This window comes from Streptomyces sp. NPDC092045 (assembly GCF_044756005.1).
GTDB lineage: Bacteria > Actinomycetota > Actinomycetes > Streptomycetales > Streptomycetaceae > Streptomyces.
Window position 1 is genome coordinate 56,447 of the sequence record NZ_JBIVSC010000015.1, and the last position, 20,500, is coordinate 76,946.

A 20,500-nucleotide genomic window follows, 5' to 3' on the forward strand; every position below is an offset into this window, starting at 1 on the left:
ACCAATCGGGCCCGAGTAAACGTCCCCCACCGAAAAATTCCAGCCGGCTTGTTCCTGGAGGCCGGTCCCGCCCTGGAGAGCGGTGCCCTGACGCCGGCCGACCACTGACGGGCCGCCACGACGCCCACCGTGCGCGCACCTGCCCGGGTCGTGACGGCGGCGGCCGTCCCACCCCGCTTTCTCGTCGCAACGGCCAGGAGCGTCAGGCGTCGAGGGCCTGGGCGAGGGTTTCGTGGCAGCCGATGACGGTGTCCAGGCCGACGAGGCCGATGGTGCGCAGGACGGGGTCGGTGGTTCCGGACAGGCGGAGCCAGCCGTCGGCCTCGGTGAGGGCGTGGTGGGCGGTGATGAGGACGTTGATGCCGCTGGAGTCCATGAAGGTGACCTCCCGCATGTCGGCGACGACACGGGGGCCGGGAGTGTCGGGGACGGCCAGCGCCTGGCGGAGGGTGTCGCCGGTCGTGTGGTCGATCTCTCCGCTCAGGGCGACCACGCGGACGCCCTCGATGTCGGTGGTCGCCGCCGACAGCCGTCCGGGCTGCCCGGCGTGTCCGGTCCCCGATGTCTCTCCCCTAGTCATGCGAGTGATCCTGGCATATGCATACCCGTGTGTGTAGGGCCGTTGGGCCCGGCTTGCGGGAGGACCTCCCGCGGCGGCGGACGGGGCGAAGTGCAGGGCGTCATCCGCGGGTGTGCGGGTGGGCGTCGCCGACGGGGAACGGGGAGTGAGTGACGGCTGTGACGGAATCGGATGCGGTGAGGGACCGGGGGACGGCGTGGGCGGACCGGCCCCCGCGGATCGCGTCCGCTCTGCGCGGGGACGGCGACGACATCGCCCGGGCCCGCCGTCTGTCGGCCGACTTCCTCGCCCGCGTCCGGACCGAGCACGGTCTGGACGTCTCCCACCGCGCGGTCGACCTGACCCGGCTGGTGGTCGGCGAACTGGTCACCAACGTCCGCAAGTACGCGCCCGGCCCGGCGTCCCTGGACCTGAGGATCGTCGGCGACGCGGTCGTGATCACGGTGCGGGACCGGGATCCGGTGCTGCCCGTCGCACGGGCCGCGGACGCCGGCCGGGTGGGGCAGCACGGCCTGGAGATCGTCATGGCGGTCGCCCGCAGCTTCGAGGCGCGCCGTGAGCCGGTCGGCAAACGCATCACCGTCACCCTCGCCCTGACCGACGACCCCGGTGACGCCCCCACCTGACGCCGGCCCGCGGGGGAGAGGCGGTTCTCCCGCACGGTCACGCCCCTTCCGTGCGACGGACACGGGGGAGGGGGTCGTCACCGGCTGGCCGGAACCGCCGTCCGCACCTCCTTGTCACCTCCTTGTCAGTGGCGGTTGAGAAGCTGATCGGATGGATGGTGACGAGCAGCTGCTGCGCGGCCGGGTCTACGGCCGTGACCACGACGACCCCGATCCCGGTCCGAGAGCGGGCCGGACCTATGCCGAACTCGTCGGCGGGCCGCTGGACGGTCTCCTGCTGGACATCCACGGGTGGCCGCCGGCGGAGGTCGACGACGGGGTCGCCCTGTCCACCGAACTCTCCCGGTGGCCGGGCGGGCGCGCGCTCTACGCGCCGCGCCCCGGCGAGCCGCGCTGTCCGGGCCCGGGCGTCGCCTGCCGCTTCCACCACACCGGAGACGTCCCCTGACCCGCGTCCTCCGGTCGTCGGCCGGCTCACGTCCGTCACCGCCGCTCCCGCCGGACGCCGGGCGGCCCGCTCACTCCGACAGGATCGCCTCCAGCGCGGAGAACGGATCCGTCAGCGTGGCCAGGCGGTACGCGTCGTCGTACACGGTGTCGCCGATCTGCTTCCGGGCCGACAGCTCCGCACCGCGCCGCAACGGCTGAAGCTCGGGAGTGCCCCGCTGCGGATGCCCCACCATCCGCCAGAACACCTCACCCGTCCCGTACGCCGAGGCCGCCTCCTCGCCCCGGGACAGCGCCGACAGCGCGACCGCGAGGAGGTCGAGCCCCAGGCCGAGGCCGAAGACGTCACCTATCAGGCGCTTGCCCCGCAGCATGGCCCGGGCATGGCGGGCGGCGTCGGCCGAGCGCCGTTCCCGCAGCGCTATCACCGCCAGCTGGTACTCGCTGTAGGACCGCGTCCACTGCTCGCCCGCCGACGCCGCGTCGCGCCGCAGCTCCTCGGCCCCCGCCCGGGCCTCTTCGAGCAGGCCGGACGCCGTCAGGGCGAAGACCCGCATCACCCGGCACCGCGCCACCGCGGGCATCGCCGCGCCCCGTTCCGCCAGCGCCCGTTCCGCGACCGCCAGCGCCTCCCGGGGATCGCCCCGCAGCAGCATCACCAGACCGCGCAGGTAGCCGGCGTCGACGAGGAGCGTCGCGTCCCGCGCCCGCACCGCGCACTCGTCGGCACGGCCCGCCAGCCGGGCCGCGACGTCGTACTCGCCCCGCAGGCAGCGCACCACCCCGAGCGCCCACACCAGCTTGCCCACGACGGCCTCCGGCCCCGAGACCAGCCGCACGCACTCCTCCAGGTAGTGGGCCGCCTCGTGCAGATGGCCCGAACACGCCCAGAAGAAGCCGAGCGTCCCCGCCAGTTCCGCGGCCGCCGGGGGGTCGGTGGCCAGCAGGTGCTCCAGCGCCGCGCACAGATCGCCGTAGCAGCCGACCAGCCGCGCGTAGGAGGCCGCCTGTCCCGGCCCCCACCAGGAGTCCTCGGCGACGAGCGCCAGTTCGTGGAAGCGCCGCGCGTGGCTGTCGGCCACGCTCCGCGTCTCACCGAGCTCCGCGAGCCACATCGCCCCGTACTCGCGGACGGAGTCGAACAGGTGCAGACGGCCGCCGGACAGGGTCACGACGCTCTTGCGGACCAGCCCCTCCAGGGCCTGCTCCAAGGCGTCTCCGGTCAACGGCCCGCCGCCGCACACCCGTACCGCGTCGTCCACCGCGGCGGCCGAACGGAACACCGACAGCCGCGCCCACAACAACCGCTCCCGCGGCTCGCACAGTTCGTGACTCCACCCGATCGTGGTGCGCAGCGCACGGTGGCGCGACGGCTGGACCCGGCTCTCGGGGCCCTCGGAGAGCGACAGCCTGCCGCGCAGGAGCCGCGCCATCGCGGGCAGCGACCTCTCCCGCAACCGCGCGGCGGCCAGCTCCAGCGCCAGCGGCACGCCTTCCAGCCACCCGCACACCTCGGCGGCGGCGACGAAGTCCTCGGGGCGCGTCCAGCGGACCCCGACGGCGCCGGCCCGGTCGGCGAACAGTTCCATCGCGTCGGAGTCGATCGGCAGCGGACCGACGGGAAACAGGAACTCGTCCTCCGTTCCCAGCGGTTCACGGCTGGTCGCCAGCACGACGAGCCCCGGGCAGCGGGCGAGAAGGTCCTTCACCAGCGCCGCGCACGCCGCGACGAGGTGCTCGCAGGAATCCAGCACCAGCAGGACACGGCGTGCCCCGATCCAGTCGGCCAGCGCGTCGACGGGATCGCCGGGCGAGTGGTCCGACAGGCCGCACGCGTCGGCGACCAGCGGGACGAGCAGGGAGCCATGGGCCAGCGACCACAGCGGGGCCCAGTGGACCCGCGCGAAGACGTCCGGCCCGCCACCGCCGGCGACGTGCGAGGCGAGCCGGGACTTCCCGATCCCGCCCGTGCCCACCAGCGTCACGAGCCGCCGTTCGCCCAACAGGGACGCCAGCTCCTCGACTTCCCCGGCCCGCCCGACGAACGTCCCGCTCTCCGGCGGCATCCACGTGTCCATTCTTCGTATTCTCCGGCAGAACGAGGAACGGACCGCACGCGTTCGGCGAAGCGCGGACCTTCCGGTACCCTCCCGCCGCCGCTCGTCGAACCGGCCCGACCCGTGGCGTGCGGCCGTGGCCGGTCCGGCGGGTCTCCCTCCCCGAGGGCGACACCGCGCGCGGGCGAGCCTCCCGGGGTCTCCCGGGTCCGCCGTGCTCAGATGGGGCGGCACGACCGACCGTTCAGGGAAAGGCACAGGGATGTCCGAGGACACCATGAGGGCGATGGCGTACGAGACCTACGGCGGGACGGAGGTCCTCGGCGAGACCCGGCTGCCGCTGCCGAAGGTCGCCCCCGGTGAGGTCCTCGTCAAGGTCCGGTGCGCCGGGGTCAACCCGGTCGACTGGAAGATCATGGCGGGCGGGCTCGACGGCCTGATGGACGTCGTTCACCCGGTGGTCCCCGGCTGGGACGTCAGCGGCACCGTCGAGCGCGTCGGCATCGACGTGCCCGAGTTCGCGGCCGGCGACGAGGTGATGGCCTACGCCCGCAAGGACTACGTGCACGGCGGCACCTTCGCCGAGTACGTCAGCGTGCCCGTCCGCACCCTCGCCGCCAAGCCCGCCTCCCTGGACTGGGCGCAGGCCGCCGGACTGCCGCTGGCCGGCCTGACCGCCTACCAGCTCCTCACGCGTCTGGGCACGGGCGCCGACGACACCGTCCTCGTGCACGGCGCGGCCGGCGGCGTCGGCTCTTTCGGCGTCCAGCTCGCCCGGGCGTTCGGCGCGCGGGTCATCGGCACCGCCTCCCCGCGCAACCACGACCGGCTGCGCGGGTTCGGCTGCGAGCCCGTCGCCTACGGGGACGGACTGACCGAACGCGTCCGCGCCCTGGCCCCGGACGGCGTCACCGTCGTCGCCGACTTCGTGGGCGGTGTCCTCGACACCACCCTGGCCGTCCTGGCCGAGGGCGGGCGGCACGCCTCCATCGCCGACGACTCCGTGCTCGGAGCGGGCGGCCAGTGGATGTGGGTCCGGCCGTCCAGCGAGGACCTCACGGTGCTCGGCCGGCTCGTGGACGAGGGCAAGCTCACGGTCGACGTCGCCGAGACGTTTCCGCTCTCCGAACTCGCGGCGGCCTTCACCCTCAGTCAGGAGGGCCATGCCCCGGGGAAGATCGTCATCGAGGTCTGAAGCCGCCCCCGGCCGCCGGTCGCCGGCCCCGGCCGTGCTCGGGCAACGGCCCCTGTCCGCCGACGGGCCCGTCGTGTCACCGGTGTGCCGCCAGTACGGCGGCGAGCAGGAGGGCCAGGGCCACGGCCAGGGTTCCCTCCACACCGGTGCGGGCGTGCAGGAGACCTCCCGCGAGAGCCCCCGCCGCGAGTACGACCACCGACGCCCCGCGCCGCACGGTGCCGGGGCCCGGCCGGTCGACGGCGAACCCCGTCAGCGTCCGCGTCATCACGGTGGTGGTCAGGTCCGGCACTCCCAGGCGGTGCACGACGGCGTTCTACAACCCCATTCCGCAGGCCAGCGGCACCAGGACCGCGTACCGGCCCCAGCCGGCCGCCTGGCCGGCGAGGGCGGACGCCACCAGCAGCGCCTGGACGGCGACCAGCGGCGCGAACAGCGCTCCGGCCTCGGCTTCCCGGCGCCACGCACCGCCCGCGACGGCCCCGGCCAGGAACCCCGCGAGCGCCACGGCCGATGCCGGGGCCGACAACGGGGCCGCCCCCGACAGCGCGAACCCGAGGAAGACCACGTTGCCGGTCATGTTGGCCACGAACACCCGGCCCAGCCCGAGGAAGCTCACCGCGTCCACCAGCCCGCTGACGAACGTCAGCACGAGCAGCGGGGGAACGAACCGCGCGTAGCGGTGGCCGTCGGGGAACAACCACCGCGCGACCGCCCCTCCACGGCTCACCGCGCCCCCTCCCGGCCGGTACCGCCCCGGCTCGCGAAGGCCCGTCCGAGTGTGTGGCCGTCCCCGCCGACGGTTCGTCTCCGTGTCACCCCTCCACTGGAACAGAGGCGATGAGGAAGGGCGAGCGTCCCACGCCGTGCGGAGGCGTCCCTCCGGGTGCGGGCGTCCCCCGGCGGCCGAGCCGCCGCACGGGAGTACCGGCCCTGGTGGACGGCCCTCCTGACGAGCGGTCTCCTCCGCGGAACCGGTCCGCGGCACGGCTTGCCGAGACAGGAACCGGTCGCACCGCTTGCGAAGCCGGACACGTGGGAAGAAAACCTGTGGTCCCGATGGCCCACGGATGCCACGCAGCGGCCTCGGACCATGATCGAACAACCACTGACGAACGGATTCCTCCGCGTGACGACTGCTCCTGCCGAAACCCTGACCACGCGTGTGCCCGGGCGGGCCTGGACCGTCCGTCTGACCGGCCACAGCGACCGCACCGCGAGCGTCACCTGCACCTCGCCGTGCAAGATGCCCGCCCGCTCCCGGGACCTGGCCTCCCTGCGCGCCTTCGCCGCCCGGCACGCCGCCGCCCACGCCAAGGCCGCCACCGTCCGCCCCAACGCCGCCTGCCACTGCCGCTCCGAGCACTGCGACGCGCACCCGGGGCACAAGACGCTCTGCGCGGGCGGGGTGGTGATGATCCTGCGCCACGACCCGGTCATCGGCCAGGTCTGGATCGTGGAGGAGGTCTGCGCGGCGTGCGCGCCGCACATCCCGCACGCCCGCGTCCTGGCCCGCGCCACGGCCCCCACCAGACCCACCGCCGCCAGGCCGGCCACCCAGGCCCCCGCGTCTCCGCACCCGGCCGTGCCGAACCTGTTCTCCTCCGCCCACGCCGCCGCCGACGCCGGGGCGGACACCGTCCGACGCCCGCGCAAGCCGCACCGCCGCCCCCACCGACAAGGCTGAGCAGCGCACGGCCGCGTCGGCCCGCGACGTCCCCCGGCGCGGGGAGGCGGCCCGGACGGCCGACCGTCCACGACGGCCAGGCCCCGAGAGCGCCTTCGCACCCCGCGCTCCGCCGAAGCGCGCGAGAGCCCGGCCGTCGGACCGCTCAGACCCCGGCCGCGACCGCCTCGGCGGGCTCGGCGGGCTCGGCGGGCTCGGCGGGCGATACGGGCGCCCCGGCACCGGCATCGGCGGCGTCCGTGGCCCCGGGCTTGGTGTACAGGGCGACGCCCTGCCGTGTGTCCTTCTCGATCCGGTCCTTCTTCACCAGGCCCTCCAGCGCGTTGCGGACGACCTGGACCGAGGTCGAACGCTCGGGGTGCGCCTTCGCGAACTCCGCGTGGATCTCGCTGACCTTCAGCGGCTCGCCGGGAAACCCGTCCAGCAGACCGTCGAGAAGCGTGCCGAGCGTGGGCGCGGACTGCGCCTCCGAAAGGCTGCCGGAGGGCTTCTTCTCCGCCGCCCTGCCCGCCGTCGTTTTCTTGGGCGTGGTCTTTCCGGCCGCGGTCTTCCCGGCCGCGGGCTTTTCGGCCGGGGCCTTCGCCGTCTTCGCGGCCGTCCTCTTCGCGGCCGTCCTCTTCGCCGCCGGGGCCTTCTTGGCCGGCGTCTTACCGGCCGCTGCCTTCCTGGCGGCCGGCTTCCTGGCGGCCGGCTTCCTGGCCGGGGCCGCCTCCCGGGTCTCCCGGGGCTGGGGCACGGCCGCCTCCTGCACGGCCTTGGCCGGCTCGGTCACGCCGCTTGCCGGTGCGATGGGTCCCGGCACCGAATCCAACGTCGTGATCAGCCACTTCTCCTCCGCCTGCAACTGCTCCAGACGGGCGGCGATCGACGCCTGCTCCGCGCGGTTTCCCGCGAGGTCGGCGGCGAGCTGCTCCGCGTACCTGGTGTGAATCGAGGTGCTGTTCAGCTCGTTCGGCACGGCAGTCCACACTCCCTAAACGATGGGCATTGCTGCCGGATGTTACTCGCGACTGGCCGAATCAGGCCTGTACAGCCCGAAAAAACCCTCTTAGGAGCTGGTGCGCCCGGTGGGTGAGCGAGGTGGAATGCCCATGCGTCAAGAGCCCGTTCGAACAATGTGCGAGGAGTGGCCGGGGGCGCCGCACCGAATTCCCCCTCGGGCATGCCCCATACGGGTCATGAGGAGTGTTGGTCGCCGGGTGGTGTCAGAGGGCGATGGCAGGGTAACGGGGAGATGTCCCGACCGCGATCAGACGGCCGGGGCGATCCACAGATACGGAGTGCTCCACCGATGAACCGCAGTGAGCTGGTGGCCGCCCTGGCCGATCGCGCCGAGGTCACCCGCAAGGACGCCGACGCCGTGCTGACGGCCCTCGCCGAGACCGTCGGCGAGGTCGTCGCCAAGGGCGACGAGAAGGTCACCGTCCCCGGCTTCCTGACCTTCGAGCGCACCCACCGTGCCGCTCGCACCGCTCGTAACCCGCAGACCGGCGACCCGATCGACATCCCGGCCGGCTACGGCGTGAAGGTCTCCGCGGGCTCGAAGCTCAAGGAAGCCGCCAAGGGCGCGTAACGCCTCCTCGCACCACTCGTTCCGGCTCCGCGCCGCGCGATCGGTCGACCGATCGAACCGCGCGCGGACCGGAGCGGGTTCCGGGTGTCTTCCCGCAGGGGGAAGGCGCCCCTCTCCCCACCCCGGCCGGAATCCCCGGCTTGATCGAAGGACAGCAGCATGGCCAGCGGTACCGTGAAGTGGTTCAACGCAGAGAAGGGCTTCGGATTCATCGCCCAGGACGGCGGCCCGGACGTCTTCGCCCACTACTCCAACATCTCCGGCAACGGTTACCGCGAGCTGACGGAGGGCGAGACCGTGACCTTCGACGTCACGCAGGGTCAGAAGGGCCCCCAGGCCGAGAACATCGTCCGCGCCTGATCCGCCGGCCCGCACGAAACCCCTTTTTGCCCCGCGTCGGCCACCGTGTACGGTGGTGTCACCGACGCGGGGTGGAGCAGCTCGGTAGCTCGCTGGGCTCATAACCCAGAGGTCGCAGGTTCAAATCCTGTCCCCGCTACGAGAAGAGAAGGGGCCCGGTGTCAGCCGGGCCCCTTTTCGTGTGCGCGCCCTTCCCCGTCTGGTAACGGCTGTTACCATCGAAGGATGGCGAAGACACAGCTGGGTGCGCGCGTCGACAACGAGATCAAGCGACTGGCGGAAGCCCGTGCCAGGGACCGGGGCCTGAGCCTCGGCGACTACATCGCCGTCCTCGTGCACGAGGACACCGAAGGGCTGCGGCAGCGCGGCCTGGAGGCCGCGGAGCGGTTCCTCGCCGAGCACCAGGGCGTCTTCGACGAAGCCGAGGACGCCGACCGCCGCACCTCCGGAGCGCACGCCGCGTAATGGAGCTGCACATCGACGTTCCCTGGATCCTGCGGGTCGCCGAGATCGCGGGAGCGGGGGATCCGGCCCCCGAGGACTACGGGGTGCCGGTGGCCGCGGTCGCCGCCCACCGGGCCGAACTGCTGGACCGCCCCGTCTACGACGGCCCCTACGCCCGCGCCGCCGCCCTGATACACGTCCTCGGCCGCTGCCGATGGCTGGAACGCTCCAACATGGCCGTGGCCGCCGCGACGGGCGTGATGTACCTGGAGGCTTCCGGGATCCCGGTCGAGCCCGCCAGGCAGGACGCCATCGCCCTGCGCGATCTGCTGCGGGATCCCGCCTGCACCACCGCGAGGATCGACGCCCTGCTGCGCGGCTGGCCCGGAAGCGCCTGAATTCCGGCCGGGGCGCACCCACGTGGTGACCCGGACGAGCCCTGGTCGCGCTGGGCCCGCTCGTCTTCGGGCCGGGCCCGTTCGGCGCCCGGCGCCGCAGGGCCTCCGCCGCCCCGTAGCCCGTAGCGGGTGGGTCGACGCTCGTCGTGCCTGTGCCCGCCGTCGTGGACGGGAACCGGAGCGCCCTCCGGCGAGTTATGCCGTTCATGACACAAGGGGGAAGCACGATGGGCGAAGACCCGACGTGGGCGGAGCTTCTGCTGGGGTTCGCCCTCGCCCTGGGGATCCCCATCGCCCTCGTGGGAGTGGCGGTCTTCTCTCTCGTGGGACTGACGCTGTGGGCGACGGCGCCCGAGCGCCGGTGGAGGCGTTAGGGCGTCTCCGGCGGGTCACGGCCGGGTCCGCGGCGTCCTGTCGGGCGGGCCTCACGCCGTCGCCAGGAACTGTGTCGCCGCCAGCTCCCCGTACAGCTCGTCGCCCTCCACCAGTTCCGCGTGCGTTCCCACCGCGCGGACCCGGCCCGCCTCCATCACGACGATCCGGTCCGCGAGCGTCACCGTCGACAGCCGGTGCGCCACGACGAGGACCGTGGTCTCCCGGGCCACCTCCGCCACGACGTCCCGCAGCGCCAGCTCGTTGACCGCGTCCAGCTGAGAGGTCGCCTCGTCGAGCAGCAGCAGCCGCGGCCTGCGCAGCAGCGCCCGCGCGATGGCGATCCGCTGCCGCTCTCCGCCCGACAGCTTGGAGCCGCGGTGACCGACCACCGTCTCCAGGCCCTCCGGCAGCCGTTCCACGAGCGCGTCCAGCCGCGCCCGTACGAGCACGTGGCGGATCTCCTCCTCGTTCGAGTCCGGCGCGGCGAAGGCGAGGTTCTCGCGCAGGGTGCCGGACAGGACGGGCGCGTCCTGCTCCACGTAACCGATGGAGGCCCGCAGTTCGGCCAGTGGCCACTCCCGCACGTCCCGGCCGTCCACCAGGACCCGCCCGCCGGTCGTCTCGTAGAAGCGCTCGATCAGTCCGAACAGCGTCGTCTTTCCCGCGCCCGACGGGCCCACGAAGGCCGTCATGCCCCGTCCGGGCACCTCGAAGGACACGCCCCGGTGCACGGCCGGGAGGTCGTCCCGGTAGCGGAAGGAGACGTCGTCGAAGACCACGGACGCCGGCCCGTCGGCCTCCGCCGGTGCCGCCGTCCCGGCGCCGGTCTCCTCGACCTCCAGGGCCTCGGCCTCCAGGATCCGCGCCACCGCCGCCGATCCCACCTGGAACTGCGTGGCCGCCTCGACCAGCTTGGATATCGGCTCGATCAGGTAGAAGAGGAAGAGGAGGAAGGCGATCAGGGACGAGATCGACGTCGCCCCGGACGCGACCCGCGCGCCGCCGATGCCGAGGACCGCCAGGAACGACACCTGTACCGCCAGGCCGATCGAGGAGCCCGCGAGCGACTGCCACTTGGCCGACTTCACCCCGTGCCGCCAGGCGTCGTGCGCCGCCGCGTCCACGACGGCCGTCTCCCGTGCCTCGGCGCCCGAGGCCTTGATGGTCCGGAAGGCGCCGAAGGCGCGCTCCAGGACGGTGGAGATCCGGCCGACCGCCTCCTGCGAGCGCTTGGTCGCCGCCGCGATCCGCGGCATGAGCGCGGCGACGGCCCCGCCGATCAGCACGATGACGCCGACCGTGACGCCCAGCAGCACGGGGTCCATGAAGCCCATGAGGACCAGCGTCGCCACGAACGAGAGGCCGCCGGTCGCCGCCGACACGACGGACTGGGTGGTGACCGCTCGCAGCAGGGTGGTGTCGGAGGTGATCCGCGACATCAGATCGCCGGGCTGGGTCTTCTCCACCTCCGGCAGCCGCAGGCGCAGCAGCCTCCCGCTCAGCGAGCGCCGGGCCGCGAGCACCACCGACTCAGCGGTCCGTTCCAGGACGTACGAGCCGAGCGCCTCGACGGCCGTGCCGAAGACGACGAGCGCCGTCAGGACCAGCAGGACCGGAACGACGGGCTCGTCGTGGCCGAGCCGGTCCACCAGGGCCTTCGCGGCGAGCGGCTGGGCGAGCCCGCTCGCGGCGCCGATCAGGGCGAGCACCGCCCCGCACGCGACGGCGGCCCGGTGCGGCCGGAAGTGGGTGTGGAGGGCCGACCAGACCTTGCGGGCGGGGACGACGGGGGTGGCGGGGGTTTCGAGGGCGGTGGTCACACCGGTCAGGACGCGAGGACGCCGCGCTCGCCTGACCGGTGTGACCACTCGGACGCCGGATCCGGATCGGCCGGACGCCCGACCGGCCGCACGCCGGGCCGGTCGGGCACGGGAGGGGCCGGAAGGGTCCGTACGCCGGCCCGCGCCGTCGTGCGGACCCGCTCCGTGAGGGCGTGTCAGGGGGCGTCGACGAGGATCCGGCCGTCGGCGGGCACGAGGGCGGCGACGCCGTTCGCGTAGGCGGACTGCACGCGGGACCGCTCGGTCGCGTTCGGGACGGCGTTGGTGCAGGCCGTCCCGGCGCTCGAACCCGACATCAGCTGCGAGCACGGGCCGGGCTTGGTGTCCGGCAGGCCGAGGCTGTGGCCCAGCTCGTGAGCGGCGATCCGGGTCTTGTCGTAGCCCTGGCCCACGGCCTGGCTGCCGAGTTCGACGCGGACCTGACGGCCCGGACGGACGGGGCCGAGGGTGGCCTGCGGCCAGCCCGTGGTGGCGACGATCACGATCTCGGCCCGGGTGCCGGGCGCGGCTTCCACCAGTTTGACGTTGCTCACGTTCGCGTTCCAGGAGGCGACCCCGGCCGCGATCGCGGCCTCCCAGCCTCCGGCGCGGCTGTCGTCGTAGCGAAGGGTCACCACCGCCGCCCGAGCGGCGGACGGTTCGTACGCGGGCGCGGGGGCCGCCGTCGCGGCGCCCGCCGTGGCGAGGACGAGCGCGGCGGCGGAGGTGCCGGCCCTGAGCCATGTACCGAGGGGCATTGCTGCTCCTTCATCCGTGGGGGGATCCGGCTCCGGTGGGGAGCCGGAGGCGTGAAGGGGCGGGCGACACGGGCGTCTGGTGGGGCCAGACATGACGTCGATCACCCCTCCGATCCTTGCGATGGTAAGCCCCGGAAGGATCCCATGTAATGTACCTGTCAGTCTTGTTCTTCCGTCGCGGTTGTGCTTCCCCGGGGCGGGCGCGTCCGGCGCCCCGGCCGGAGGGGTCCCGGATCCGCCGGACACCGCCCGCCCCCGGGGGTCAGGACGCCTGATGGGTCCACTTCTGGTTGGCCGCGCCGGTGCAGGACCAGATCTGGGTCCGGGTGGCGTCGGCCGAGGAGTTGCCCGTCACGTCGAGGCACTTGTCGGCGGCGGTGTTCACCACGTCGTGCGTGGCCGCGTCGTACGTCCAGCGCTGGGCACCCGTCCCGTTGCACGTGTACAACTGCGCCTTCGTGCCGTCGGCGACGGCGCCGCCGGTGACGTCGAGGCACTTGCCGAGCGCCCGGATCGTGCCGTCGGCGGCGAGAGTCCAGCGCTGGGCGGCGGTGCCGTTGCAGGTGTACAGCTGGACGGCGGTGCCGTCGGCGTTCGCCGCGCCGGCCACGTCCAGGCACTTCCCGGCGAGACCGGTCAGCGCGCCGCCGGGGGTGCCGCCACCGCCGGGCGTGCCCGACCAGGTGAAGGTGGCGGTGGTGCGGGCCGGGAGGCTGTAGGTGAAGGACTGGCCGCCCCAGTCGACCCGGACGGACTGTGCCGAACCGCCGCCGTTGTGCGCGATGAGCGCCTTGGAGCCGTCGGGGTTGCGCCAGGCCACGTTCTGCACGGTGGCGTTGTCCGTCGAGGCGATCCGGTACGCGCCGGGCCGGACGAACTTGGTGAGGTGGCCGGTCGTGTAGTACTCGACCGTGTAGTCCACCTGCCCGGCGCGGGCGCCGCCCTCCTGCACGGTGATCAGACCGGTGCAGGTGCCGCAGCCGCCGTTGTGCGGCCCCATGTTCTGGTTCAGGGCCAGGCTCCACTTGACCAGGCTGCCGCTCCAGTTGCGGGCGTACGAGACGATGTCCTTCAGGTCCTCGTTGTGCTGGTTGCCGATCCAGGTCCCGCCCGAGTGCTCGGTGCTGAACTGGCGCACCGCCGGGTACTGGGCGTGGACCTGGCTGCCGACGGCCGGGTCGCCGGCGTAGCCGTGCCAGGCGATGCCGCCGAACAGCGGGTCGTCGCGGACGCCCGCGTCGCCGAGGATCCCGGCGCCGAAACCGGCGTAGTCGCCGTAGTTCCAGTCGTGCACCAGGACCTTGGTGGAGATCCCGGCGGCCCGGAAGGCGGGGTAGACGTGGTTCTTGGTGAACTCGACCAGCCCGGACGGGTTCCAGCTCATGCCCGGGTAGTTCATCGCGGTCGGATTCCCGGCCTGGCAGCAGTTGGGCTCGTTCTGCACCGACAGGTAGTCGACCGGGACGCCGGCCGCCCGGTAGCTCTGGACGTACTTGACCAGGTACTGGGCGTAGGTGGGGTAGTGCTCCCACTTCAGCCAGCCCATCTGGTCCATCCGGCCGTTGTCCTTCATCCAGCCGGGCGCGCTCCACGGCACGCCCTTGACCCGCAGCGCCGGGTTGAGCTGCTTGGCCTGGACGGTGAGCAGCCGGACGTCGGTGTCGTAGCCGTTGGAGCCGAAGTCGCCGAGGTCGCAGCAGGTGTCGTCGAGGGAGACGTTCCCGGGCCGTGAGAGGTCGGAGGCGCCGATGGGGTTGCGGACGAAGGAGAGCCCGATGCCCTCGGTCGGCGAGAACAGCTTGCGCATGACCGCGTCGCGGGTGGCGGCGCTGACGGCGCCGCCGCGCAGGAGGTGGGCGGTGGTGTCGGTGAGGGACGCGCCGCCGCCCTCGAACTGCTGGTAGGTGGTGGACTCGTCGACGGTGATGGTGTGGTTCGCGCCGCCGCCGGACGGGCCGAAGGAGAGCGGTGCCTGCGGGGCGAGGCCCCGGGTGACGGTGCGGCCGCCGGAGTCGGAGGTGGTGGTCAGCCAGACGTCCACCCTCTCTCCGGCGGCCTGTGCGGTGCCGGGCGAGGTGAGGGCCAGCCCGGTCGCCACCAGGGCGCCGGTCAGGAGGGCGGCGAGCGAGCGGGGGCGGGAACGCGCCCGCCCGGCTGCGGTCGCCCGCAAAGTATTGAGGTGCACCTGACAATCCTCTCTGAGGGGGCGCGCCGCGCTGCCGTACGGGACCGGTCGGCCCGGTCCCGTACGCGTCCCACAGGGCGACAAGCCTTTTATCAAGCTGTGAACTTATGGACGGGGGATGCGCCCGTCAACCCCTGTCGCGTACGACTCCCGAAGAGGACGGGCCTCTTCGGGTTCTGACGGCGGTTCTCGGAGGCGGGTTCGTTCAGGAGGTGACGCGACGACCCGGTGGAGTCCGGCGACTCAGGCGCGGGGCACGCAGGGCGCGCAGCAGGCCGGCGCGGGTTCGACGCAGACGGCGACGGAGTCGGTGTTGTTCGCCGGGTCGGGGTCTTTCTCGGCGGCGGTGACGACGGCGGTGTTGGTGACGCGCACGGGCCTGGTGGCCTTCGCCCGCAGGGTGAGGACGGCGCGGGCGCCGACGGGCATCCCGCCGACCGACCACGTGCCGGTCTCCGGCGCGTAGGTTCCGAGGTCGGTGTCGGCGGACAGGAACACGAGCCCGCCCGGAAGCCGGTCCGCGACCGTGACCCCGGTCGCCGGGCTGGGACCGGCGTTGTGGACGCTCAGGCGGTAGACCACCGTCTGCCCGACGGTGACGGTGGTCGCGTCGGCCGCCTTCGTCACGGTCAGGTCGGCGGCCGGCCTCACCTCGGTCACGGCCTCGCCGGACGTGGACGTCAGCGGCTCCGGAGCGGGCCCGAGCCGGTTCTCGTACGCGGCGGCGGCGGTGTTGGCGACGCGGGTCCCCGCCGTCTCCGGGCCGAGCCTGACCCGGTACTCGACGGTGGTGCCGCCCGGCAGGACGGCGGTGTTGGCCAGGCTGCCGCCCTGCGACGCCGAGGCGCCGGTGCCGAGCCGGAAGACGACCGTGCGGGTCCCGGCGTCGTACGCGGCCTGGTCGTCACCCGCCCGGTCGGTCTTCGCCCCCGCGTGCGGACCGTCGACGATCCGCAGCGAACCGGGCACGTACGTCGTCCCCGCGGGCAGGACGTCGGTGAGCGTGAGGCGCTCGGCGTCCCCGCCGCCCTCGTTCCTGGCGGTGATCCGGTACGTGACGACGTCGCCGACGTCCAGCGGCCCCTCCGGCACGGCGGCCTTGACGAGCACCACGTGCGGGGCGGTGCCGAAGAAGATCCCGTCCAGGAAGTTGCCGACCCCCCGGTTGCCGCCGGCGGCCGAGACGGACCTGAAGGCGAAACGGGTGAGGGTCTGCCCCGCCGGGACGGTGTAGGTGCCGGTGTAGTGGCCCCACGCCGTGTTGCCGTCGGTGAAGGTGCGCTGCTCGACCGTGCCGCCCGGAGCGCCGATGTCCAGGGCCATGGTGTCCTGCCCCTGCCGGCCGCGGTGGTGGAGCCGCCAGTACAGCGTGGTGCCGGGCGTGGTCGGCAGGTCCTGGTAGAGGGTGGAGACCTGGTTGGCGTTGAGTTCGGCGAACTGCTCGCCCTCGGCCGAGGGGATCCCGTTGAAGCCGGAGTGCCACAACTCGATCATGTGGTCGGTCGCGGTGGTGAGCCAGCCCGGAACGTACCGGGAGGCCTGGGTCTGGGAGGCGTCCGGCAGGAAGGCCATGTCGGTGACGGACGGCTGCTCGAAGCTTCCGTTGACGAGGGCGACCCGGAGCGGGACGGGAGGAGGTGTGCTCATGGTGGCGATCTCCGATCGGTCGGCGGTGCGCCGTGGGCTCCGTCCCCTCCCGGACCGCGGGCGCACCGGGAGGGGGAGGAGCCGGAACGCTCGGTAGCTCACCGCTCCCGACGGGCCGCGTACAGCGGTGGCGGGGAGGTCTCGGCCAGCGCGGATCCGCTGGTTTGCCCGGACCCGCACCGCGGATCGCGGTCCTTCCGGCCGGCGCCGGGTTTCACGGGGAGTCCCACCCGCCCTGCCCGGCGCACCACTCGCGCGCGTACCGTCCGTGTTGACCGGATGGCACCTCCGCGTGGCGCCCGTGCGCCACGCGGAAGAATGAATCTACGGCTTCGAAGTTGACGAACCTCCGTTCCGGGCGGGAGGCCTCGGCGCGGGGGCCGCCGTCCCCGGCGCCACCGGGGCGCCAGGGCCCGGCAGCCCGGAGGTCAGCTCCCGCCGCCCTCGCAGAGCGCCGCCCGGAGCACCCCGTACCCCTGGGATATCGGCTGGTCGGACAGGCCCATCTGGGCGTCGGTGACCGTGGACGCGTAGCGGCCGTCCTCCGTGACGCCGGTGAGGGTGAAGCAGCCCGGCACTCCACCGTTGTAGGTCCAGAACGTGCCGCCGCGGGGCAGGAGGATTCGACGAGGCCCAGCCCCGCGCTGGACGGCGAGCCCGGCTGTGTCGGAACGCCGCGCTTCATCTCCGCCGTGCTTTCCGCCGACACCACGCGCCCGCCGACGAGCGCCCGGTAGAACGCGGCGACGTCGCGCAGGGTGGAGATCATCGCGCCGGAGGCGTAGAAGCGGCTCGGCTCGTGCGTCCCCGTGACCTCGGTGCCGATGAACACGGTGCCGATGAACCGGACCCCCGCGTAGCCGTTGATGCGCGGACCCGGGAGCGTACGGTCGCCCAGCGCGGGGAAGCTCGTGTTCGTCAGCCCCAGCGGCTGGACCACGCGCCGCGTGACGGCCTCCTCGACGCGCTGCCCGGTGAGCCGCTCGATCAGCATGCCGAGGATCTCGTAGGCGGTGTTGGAGTAGAGGAACCGGGCCCCGGGCTCGGCGGCCGGCGGCGCCCCGTCGAGGCCGTACTGCACCAGCGAGGCCAGGGAGTGGCCGCCACCGGGCTGCTGCGCGGGCGCGTTGACGGTGTTGGCCCGGGGAATGCCGCTGAAGTGCCGGAGCAAGTGGCGCACGGTGATGCGGGTGCCGTCGTAGCCGTTGACCGACACGACGCCGGGCAGGCGGTTCTCGATCGGGTCGTCGAGTTCGAGCCGGCCCTCGTCCACGAGCGTGAGGACCGTGGCGGCGGTGAACGTCTTGCTCTGGCTGCCGATGCGGAAGCGCTCGTCGGGTCCCGGCGTGTCCTGGGCGTTGAGGGTCGCGGTGCCGGAGGACAGGCTCCACGAGGTGGAACCGTCACCCGCGTGGAGGCCGGCACCGGGCGCGCCCGCGAGGTCGAACGTCCGCAGCGCGGCGGCACTGGCCGTGTGGTCGGCGGCGGGGGCGGCGTGAGCGGCCGAGGGCAACGCGGCCAGGGCCGCGGCCACACCGAGGACGAGGGGCAGGCGGACGGCTTTCGGGAACATGCTGGGAACTCCTGGTCGGGTGGAGAAGGGAGGGGAAAGGGTCGGGAGGGCGGACCGTCGGGCAGCCGGACGGAACGCCGGGTGACCGGACCAGCCCGCCGTACGGCCGTACGGCTCGTCAGGCGGCCGGGCGCAGATGGGCCGTGATGCCCGCCGGGTCCTGCCGGACGCGGGGGTGGCGCAGCACGTGGCCGCCCGGCTCCTCGTACGCCATGTGCGGGATGCCGGCGGCGTTCAACAGCGAACGGAACCCGCGGTGCCCGTTCCTGACTGCTGCTCCTGCACCGCGCTGAACCACGGGACGGCGTCGCCGTTCGTCCCGACCACGAGGAACACCCGCTTGCCGCGGTAGCTCTCCACGTGCTCCACCGGGTTGTCGGCGCTCACCCGCCTCTCGTCCCACAGCGGCACCCCGTACACGGCGGCGCCGCCGAGCTCGGTGGCCGACGAGACGTCGGCCCAGTGGCCGACGATGCCGTGGTCGCGCCGCAGGTCGGCCGGGCCCGAGTGCGAACTGACCGAGGAGAAGAGGCCGGGGTGCCTGGCCGCGTACTTGAGGGCGCCGAACCCGCCCATGGAGAAACCGGAGACCGCCCGGCCGTCGGCCCCGGCGTGGGTGCGGAACGTGGCGTCCATCCAGGGGATCAGCTGACCGACGTGGAAGCTCTCCCAGTCGTGCGGGCCGGTGTGGGAGCCGACGGGGTCCGAGTACCAGCCCGCGAAGCCGCCGTCCGGCATCACCACGATCAGCGGCAGCCCCGCGGCCCAGTCACGGACGCCCAGCCGGTCGAAGGTGGTCGCGTCGCCGCCGCCACCCCTCCCGCTTCCCGCTCCTCGGCGGCCTACGCGGTGAGGCGGGGGATCCGCAGCGGGTTGCCGTCGCGCAGCTCGGGGGGCAGCAGGGCGTCGGGGAAGGACTGGTAGCAGACCGGGCGCAGCCAGCGTTCGACGGCGAGCGTGCCGACGCTCGTCGTCGCGGGCGAGCTGGTCGCCGGCCACGGCCCTCCGTGCACCATCGCGTGGCTGACCTCCACGCCGGTGGGCCAGCCCCCCCACAGGAGACGGCCCGCGCGCTCCTCCAGTACGGGCAGCAGCGCCGAGGCGGTGCGCAGGTCCGCGTCCGTGCCGTGCACCGTGGCCGTCAGCTGTCCCTCCATGTCCTCGAGGAGGCACAGGAGTTCCTCCGTCCCGGACCAGCGCACGACGAGCCCGGCCGCGCCGAAGACCTCGCCCCCGAGCACGTCGGGTGCGGCGGCGTAGGCGTCCGCGTCGCACACGAGGACCGCCGGGGCGGGCGCGTGGGGGCCCTCCCCGTCCGTTCCCCGGGCCACCTCCCGCACCCCCGCGACGGACTCCCACCTCCGTACCCCCTCGGTGCAGGCGCGGGCGATGTCCGGGGTGAGCATGGTCTGCCCCTCCGTGCTCCGCAGCTTCCGGGCGACCGCCGCGAGGAACGCGTCGCCGGCCGGTCCGGCGGGCAGCAGCAGGAGGCCGGGGTTCGTGCAGAACTGGCCGGCGCCGTTGGTCAGCGACGCCACGTACGCGTCGGCCGGGGGCCCGGGTTCGGCGAGGGCGCCGTCGAGCATGATCACCGGGTTGACCGCGGACATCTCGGCGTGCACCGGGATGGGGACCGGGCGGGAGCGGCCGGCGGCGATCAGGGCGAGTCCGCCGGTCCGTGAACCGGTGAAGCCCACCGCGGCGATCCGCGGATCGCCCACCAGCGCGAGACCGACGTCGTACGCCCTCCCCACCAGCAGCGAGAAGACGCCGGCCGGCATGCCGGTGCGCGCGGCGGCGGCGGTGACGGCGCGGGCCACGGCCTCGCCGGTTCCCGGGTGCGACGGATGCGCCTTGACCACGACCGGGCAGCCGGCGGCCAGTGCGGAGGCCGTGTCCCCGCCGGCGACGGAGAACGCCAGCGGGAAGTTGCCCGCCCCGAACACGGCCACCGGGCCGACGGGGACGCGGCGCAGCCGCACGTCCCTGCCCGCGGGACCCGAGGGACCCGAGGGGAGGGAGTCGATCCGGGCGTCGAGCGCGGTCCCGCTCCTGACCAGTTCGGCGAAGAGGCGCAACTGGCCGCAGGTGCGGCCCCGCTCGCCGGTCAGGCGGGACGGCGGGAGTCCGGTCTCGCGGGCCGCGAGTTCCACGAGCGGGTCGCCGAGCGCCTCGATCTCCTCCGCGCAGGCGTCCAGGAAGGCCGCCCTGCGTTCCGGCGGCAGGGCGCGGAACGCCCGGGCGGCCGCCGCCGCGAGCCGGGCCGCCTCGGCGACCTGCTCCGCCGAAGCGTCCCGGAACACGGGGCCGAACGGCTCGCCGGAAGCGGCGGCGACGGCGTGCCAGGCGGCCCCCGTACCGGGGACGTCGCGGCCGGCGAGGATCGAACGGCCGGTGGGAACCGGGGGGTCGGCGCGGCGCGGGGGCCCGTCCGGGGCCGGGGCCGGGGGCGAGGCGGGAGCCGAGCTCAAGGCCGCAGCCGCAGCCGCAGCCGGGGCGGGGGCCGGGATCGGGCCCTGGTGGTCGTTCGCTGTCGGGTGTCCGGGCGGATTCACTGCGATGCGTCTCCCTGCGCGTGCCGGACGGCACGCCGTCGTCGGATGCCGGGTGGAAGGTCACCGGCCCGGTGGCGTTGCCCTCGGACACGGTTCGGTAACGGGCCGCTCTACTCCTTGGCTGTGCAATTTCACATTACTATGTTACGTGCCACAGCGCGGAGGCGGAGGCCGGAACGCCCTCCATGTCCCTTCGGGGCTCCCGCAGTTGTCCAGCGGC

The 20,500-nt window shown here is 73.7% G+C and carries 17 protein-coding genes, 1 tRNA gene and 2 pseudogenes; 9 read left to right on the forward strand and 11 right to left on the reverse strand.

Features of this window, described 5'->3' with window-relative positions; all coding sequences use genetic code 11:
- Window positions 1–202 precede the first annotated feature (202 nt).
- Complete coding sequence (locus tag ACIQKA_RS26335) at window positions 203–580, reverse strand: STAS domain-containing protein (protein WP_383150376.1); 378 nt, start codon at window positions 578–580, stop codon at window positions 203–205.
- A 176-nt stretch (window positions 581–756) separates the two neighbouring features.
- On the opposite strand from ACIQKA_RS26335, the gene ACIQKA_RS26340 reads away from it, so the two are divergent.
- Both ACIQKA_RS26340 and ACIQKA_RS26345 read left to right on the forward strand, forming a co-directional pair.
- Complete coding sequence (locus ACIQKA_RS26340) at window positions 757–1,206, forward strand: ATP-binding protein (RefSeq protein WP_402542633.1); 450 nt, start codon at window positions 757–759, stop codon at window positions 1,204–1,206.
- A gap of 151 nt (window positions 1,207–1,357) precedes the next feature.
- Window positions 1,358–1,654 carry a hypothetical protein gene (locus ACIQKA_RS26345; protein ID WP_402542570.1) on the forward strand — a complete coding sequence of 99 codons (297 nt, stop codon included), beginning with the start codon at window positions 1,358–1,360 and terminating at the stop codon, window positions 1,652–1,654.
- A 70-nt stretch (window positions 1,655–1,724) separates the two neighbouring features.
- On the opposite strand, the gene ACIQKA_RS26350 is transcribed toward ACIQKA_RS26345, so the two are convergent.
- Window positions 1,725–3,731 (reverse strand): ATP-binding protein, encoded by a 2,007-nt coding sequence (locus ACIQKA_RS26350; protein ID WP_402542572.1) that lies wholly within the window; start codon window positions 3,729–3,731, stop codon window positions 1,725–1,727.
- A 256-nt stretch (window positions 3,732–3,987) separates the two neighbouring features.
- Here ACIQKA_RS26350 and ACIQKA_RS26355 point away from each other — a divergent pair, with 256 nt between their 5' ends.
- Entirely contained in the window at window positions 3,988–4,905 is a 918-nt protein-coding gene (locus tag ACIQKA_RS26355; RefSeq protein ID WP_383150594.1) for an NADP-dependent oxidoreductase, read from the forward strand.
- A 76-nt stretch (window positions 4,906–4,981) separates the two neighbouring features.
- Here the strand turns inward: ACIQKA_RS26355 and ACIQKA_RS26360 are convergent.
- Window positions 4,982–6,109 (reverse strand): annotated as a pseudogene (locus ACIQKA_RS26360) (YoaK family protein).
- Between ACIQKA_RS26360 and ACIQKA_RS26365 the strand changes: the two are divergent.
- Entirely contained in the window at window positions 6,035–6,592 is a 558-nt protein-coding gene (locus ACIQKA_RS26365; RefSeq protein ID WP_383429587.1) for a hypothetical protein, read from the forward strand. The pseudogene ACIQKA_RS26360 and the gene ACIQKA_RS26365 sit on opposite strands and share 75 nt — an antisense overlap.
- A gap of 145 nt (window positions 6,593–6,737) precedes the next feature.
- On the opposite strand, the gene ACIQKA_RS26370 is transcribed toward ACIQKA_RS26365, so the two are convergent.
- Window positions 6,738–7,550 carry a hypothetical protein gene (locus ACIQKA_RS26370; RefSeq protein ID WP_402542574.1) on the reverse strand — a complete coding sequence of 271 codons (813 nt, stop codon included), beginning with the start codon at window positions 7,548–7,550 and terminating at the stop codon, window positions 6,738–6,740.
- Window positions 7,551–7,883: 333 nt separating this feature from the next.
- Between ACIQKA_RS26370 and ACIQKA_RS26375 the strand changes: the two genes are divergently transcribed.
- From ACIQKA_RS26375 to ACIQKA_RS26395, 5 genes are all read left to right on the forward strand, one after another.
- Window positions 7,884–8,165, forward strand: a complete 282-nt coding sequence (locus ACIQKA_RS26375) for an HU family DNA-binding protein (RefSeq protein ID WP_383150389.1) — start codon at window positions 7,884–7,886, stop codon at window positions 8,163–8,165.
- A 159-nt stretch (window positions 8,166–8,324) separates the two neighbouring features.
- Window positions 8,325–8,525: a cold-shock protein gene (locus ACIQKA_RS26380; protein WP_383150391.1), complete on the forward strand. Its 201-nt coding sequence runs from the start codon at window positions 8,325–8,327 to the stop codon at window positions 8,523–8,525.
- 65 nt (window positions 8,526–8,590) lie between these two features.
- A tRNA-Met gene (locus ACIQKA_RS26385) sits at window positions 8,591–8,664 on the forward strand.
- 86 nt (window positions 8,665–8,750) lie between these two features.
- Window positions 8,751–8,990 (forward strand): hypothetical protein, encoded by a 240-nt coding sequence (locus ACIQKA_RS26390; RefSeq protein ID WP_383150393.1) that lies wholly within the window; start codon window positions 8,751–8,753, stop codon window positions 8,988–8,990.
- Window positions 8,990–9,367 (forward strand): fic family toxin-antitoxin system, toxin component, encoded by a 378-nt coding sequence (locus tag ACIQKA_RS26395; RefSeq protein WP_383150394.1) that lies wholly within the window; start codon window positions 8,990–8,992, stop codon window positions 9,365–9,367. Before ACIQKA_RS26390 ends, ACIQKA_RS26395 begins: the two co-directional genes overlap by 1 nt.
- Before the next feature lie 425 nt (window positions 9,368–9,792).
- On the opposite strand, the gene ACIQKA_RS26400 is transcribed toward ACIQKA_RS26395, so the two are convergent.
- From ACIQKA_RS26400 to ACIQKA_RS26430, 7 genes and pseudogenes are all read right to left on the reverse strand, one after another.
- Window positions 9,793–11,562: an ABC transporter ATP-binding protein gene (locus tag ACIQKA_RS26400; RefSeq protein ID WP_402542576.1), complete on the reverse strand. Its 1,770-nt coding sequence runs from the start codon at window positions 11,560–11,562 to the stop codon at window positions 9,793–9,795.
- Between the two features lie 176 nt (window positions 11,563–11,738).
- Entirely contained in the window at window positions 11,739–12,320 is a 582-nt protein-coding gene (locus ACIQKA_RS26405) for a snapalysin family zinc-dependent metalloprotease (RefSeq protein WP_390109109.1), read from the reverse strand.
- Window positions 12,321–12,582: 262 nt separating this feature from the next.
- On the reverse strand, window positions 12,583–14,505 hold the full coding sequence (locus tag ACIQKA_RS26410; protein ID WP_402542578.1) for a ricin-type beta-trefoil lectin domain protein: 1,923 nt from the start codon (window positions 14,503–14,505) through the stop codon (window positions 12,583–12,585).
- 243 nt (window positions 14,506–14,748) lie between these two features.
- Window positions 14,749–16,152 (reverse strand): hypothetical protein, encoded by a 1,404-nt coding sequence (locus ACIQKA_RS26415; RefSeq protein WP_402542580.1) that lies wholly within the window; start codon window positions 16,150–16,152, stop codon window positions 14,749–14,751.
- A 214-nt stretch (window positions 16,153–16,366) separates the two neighbouring features.
- Window positions 16,367–17,725 (reverse strand): serine hydrolase domain-containing protein, encoded by a 1,359-nt coding sequence (locus ACIQKA_RS26420; RefSeq protein ID WP_402542582.1) that lies wholly within the window; start codon window positions 17,723–17,725, stop codon window positions 16,367–16,369.
- A gap of 118 nt (window positions 17,726–17,843) precedes the next feature.
- A pseudogene (locus tag ACIQKA_RS26425) lies at window positions 17,844–18,547 on the reverse strand (alpha/beta hydrolase); the annotation flags it as partial.
- A 20-nt stretch (window positions 18,548–18,567) separates the two neighbouring features.
- On the reverse strand, window positions 18,568–20,109 hold the full coding sequence (locus tag ACIQKA_RS26430) for an aldehyde dehydrogenase (NADP(+)) (RefSeq protein WP_402542635.1): 1,542 nt from the start codon (window positions 20,107–20,109) through the stop codon (window positions 18,568–18,570).
- Window positions 20,110–20,500 lie beyond the last annotated feature (391 nt).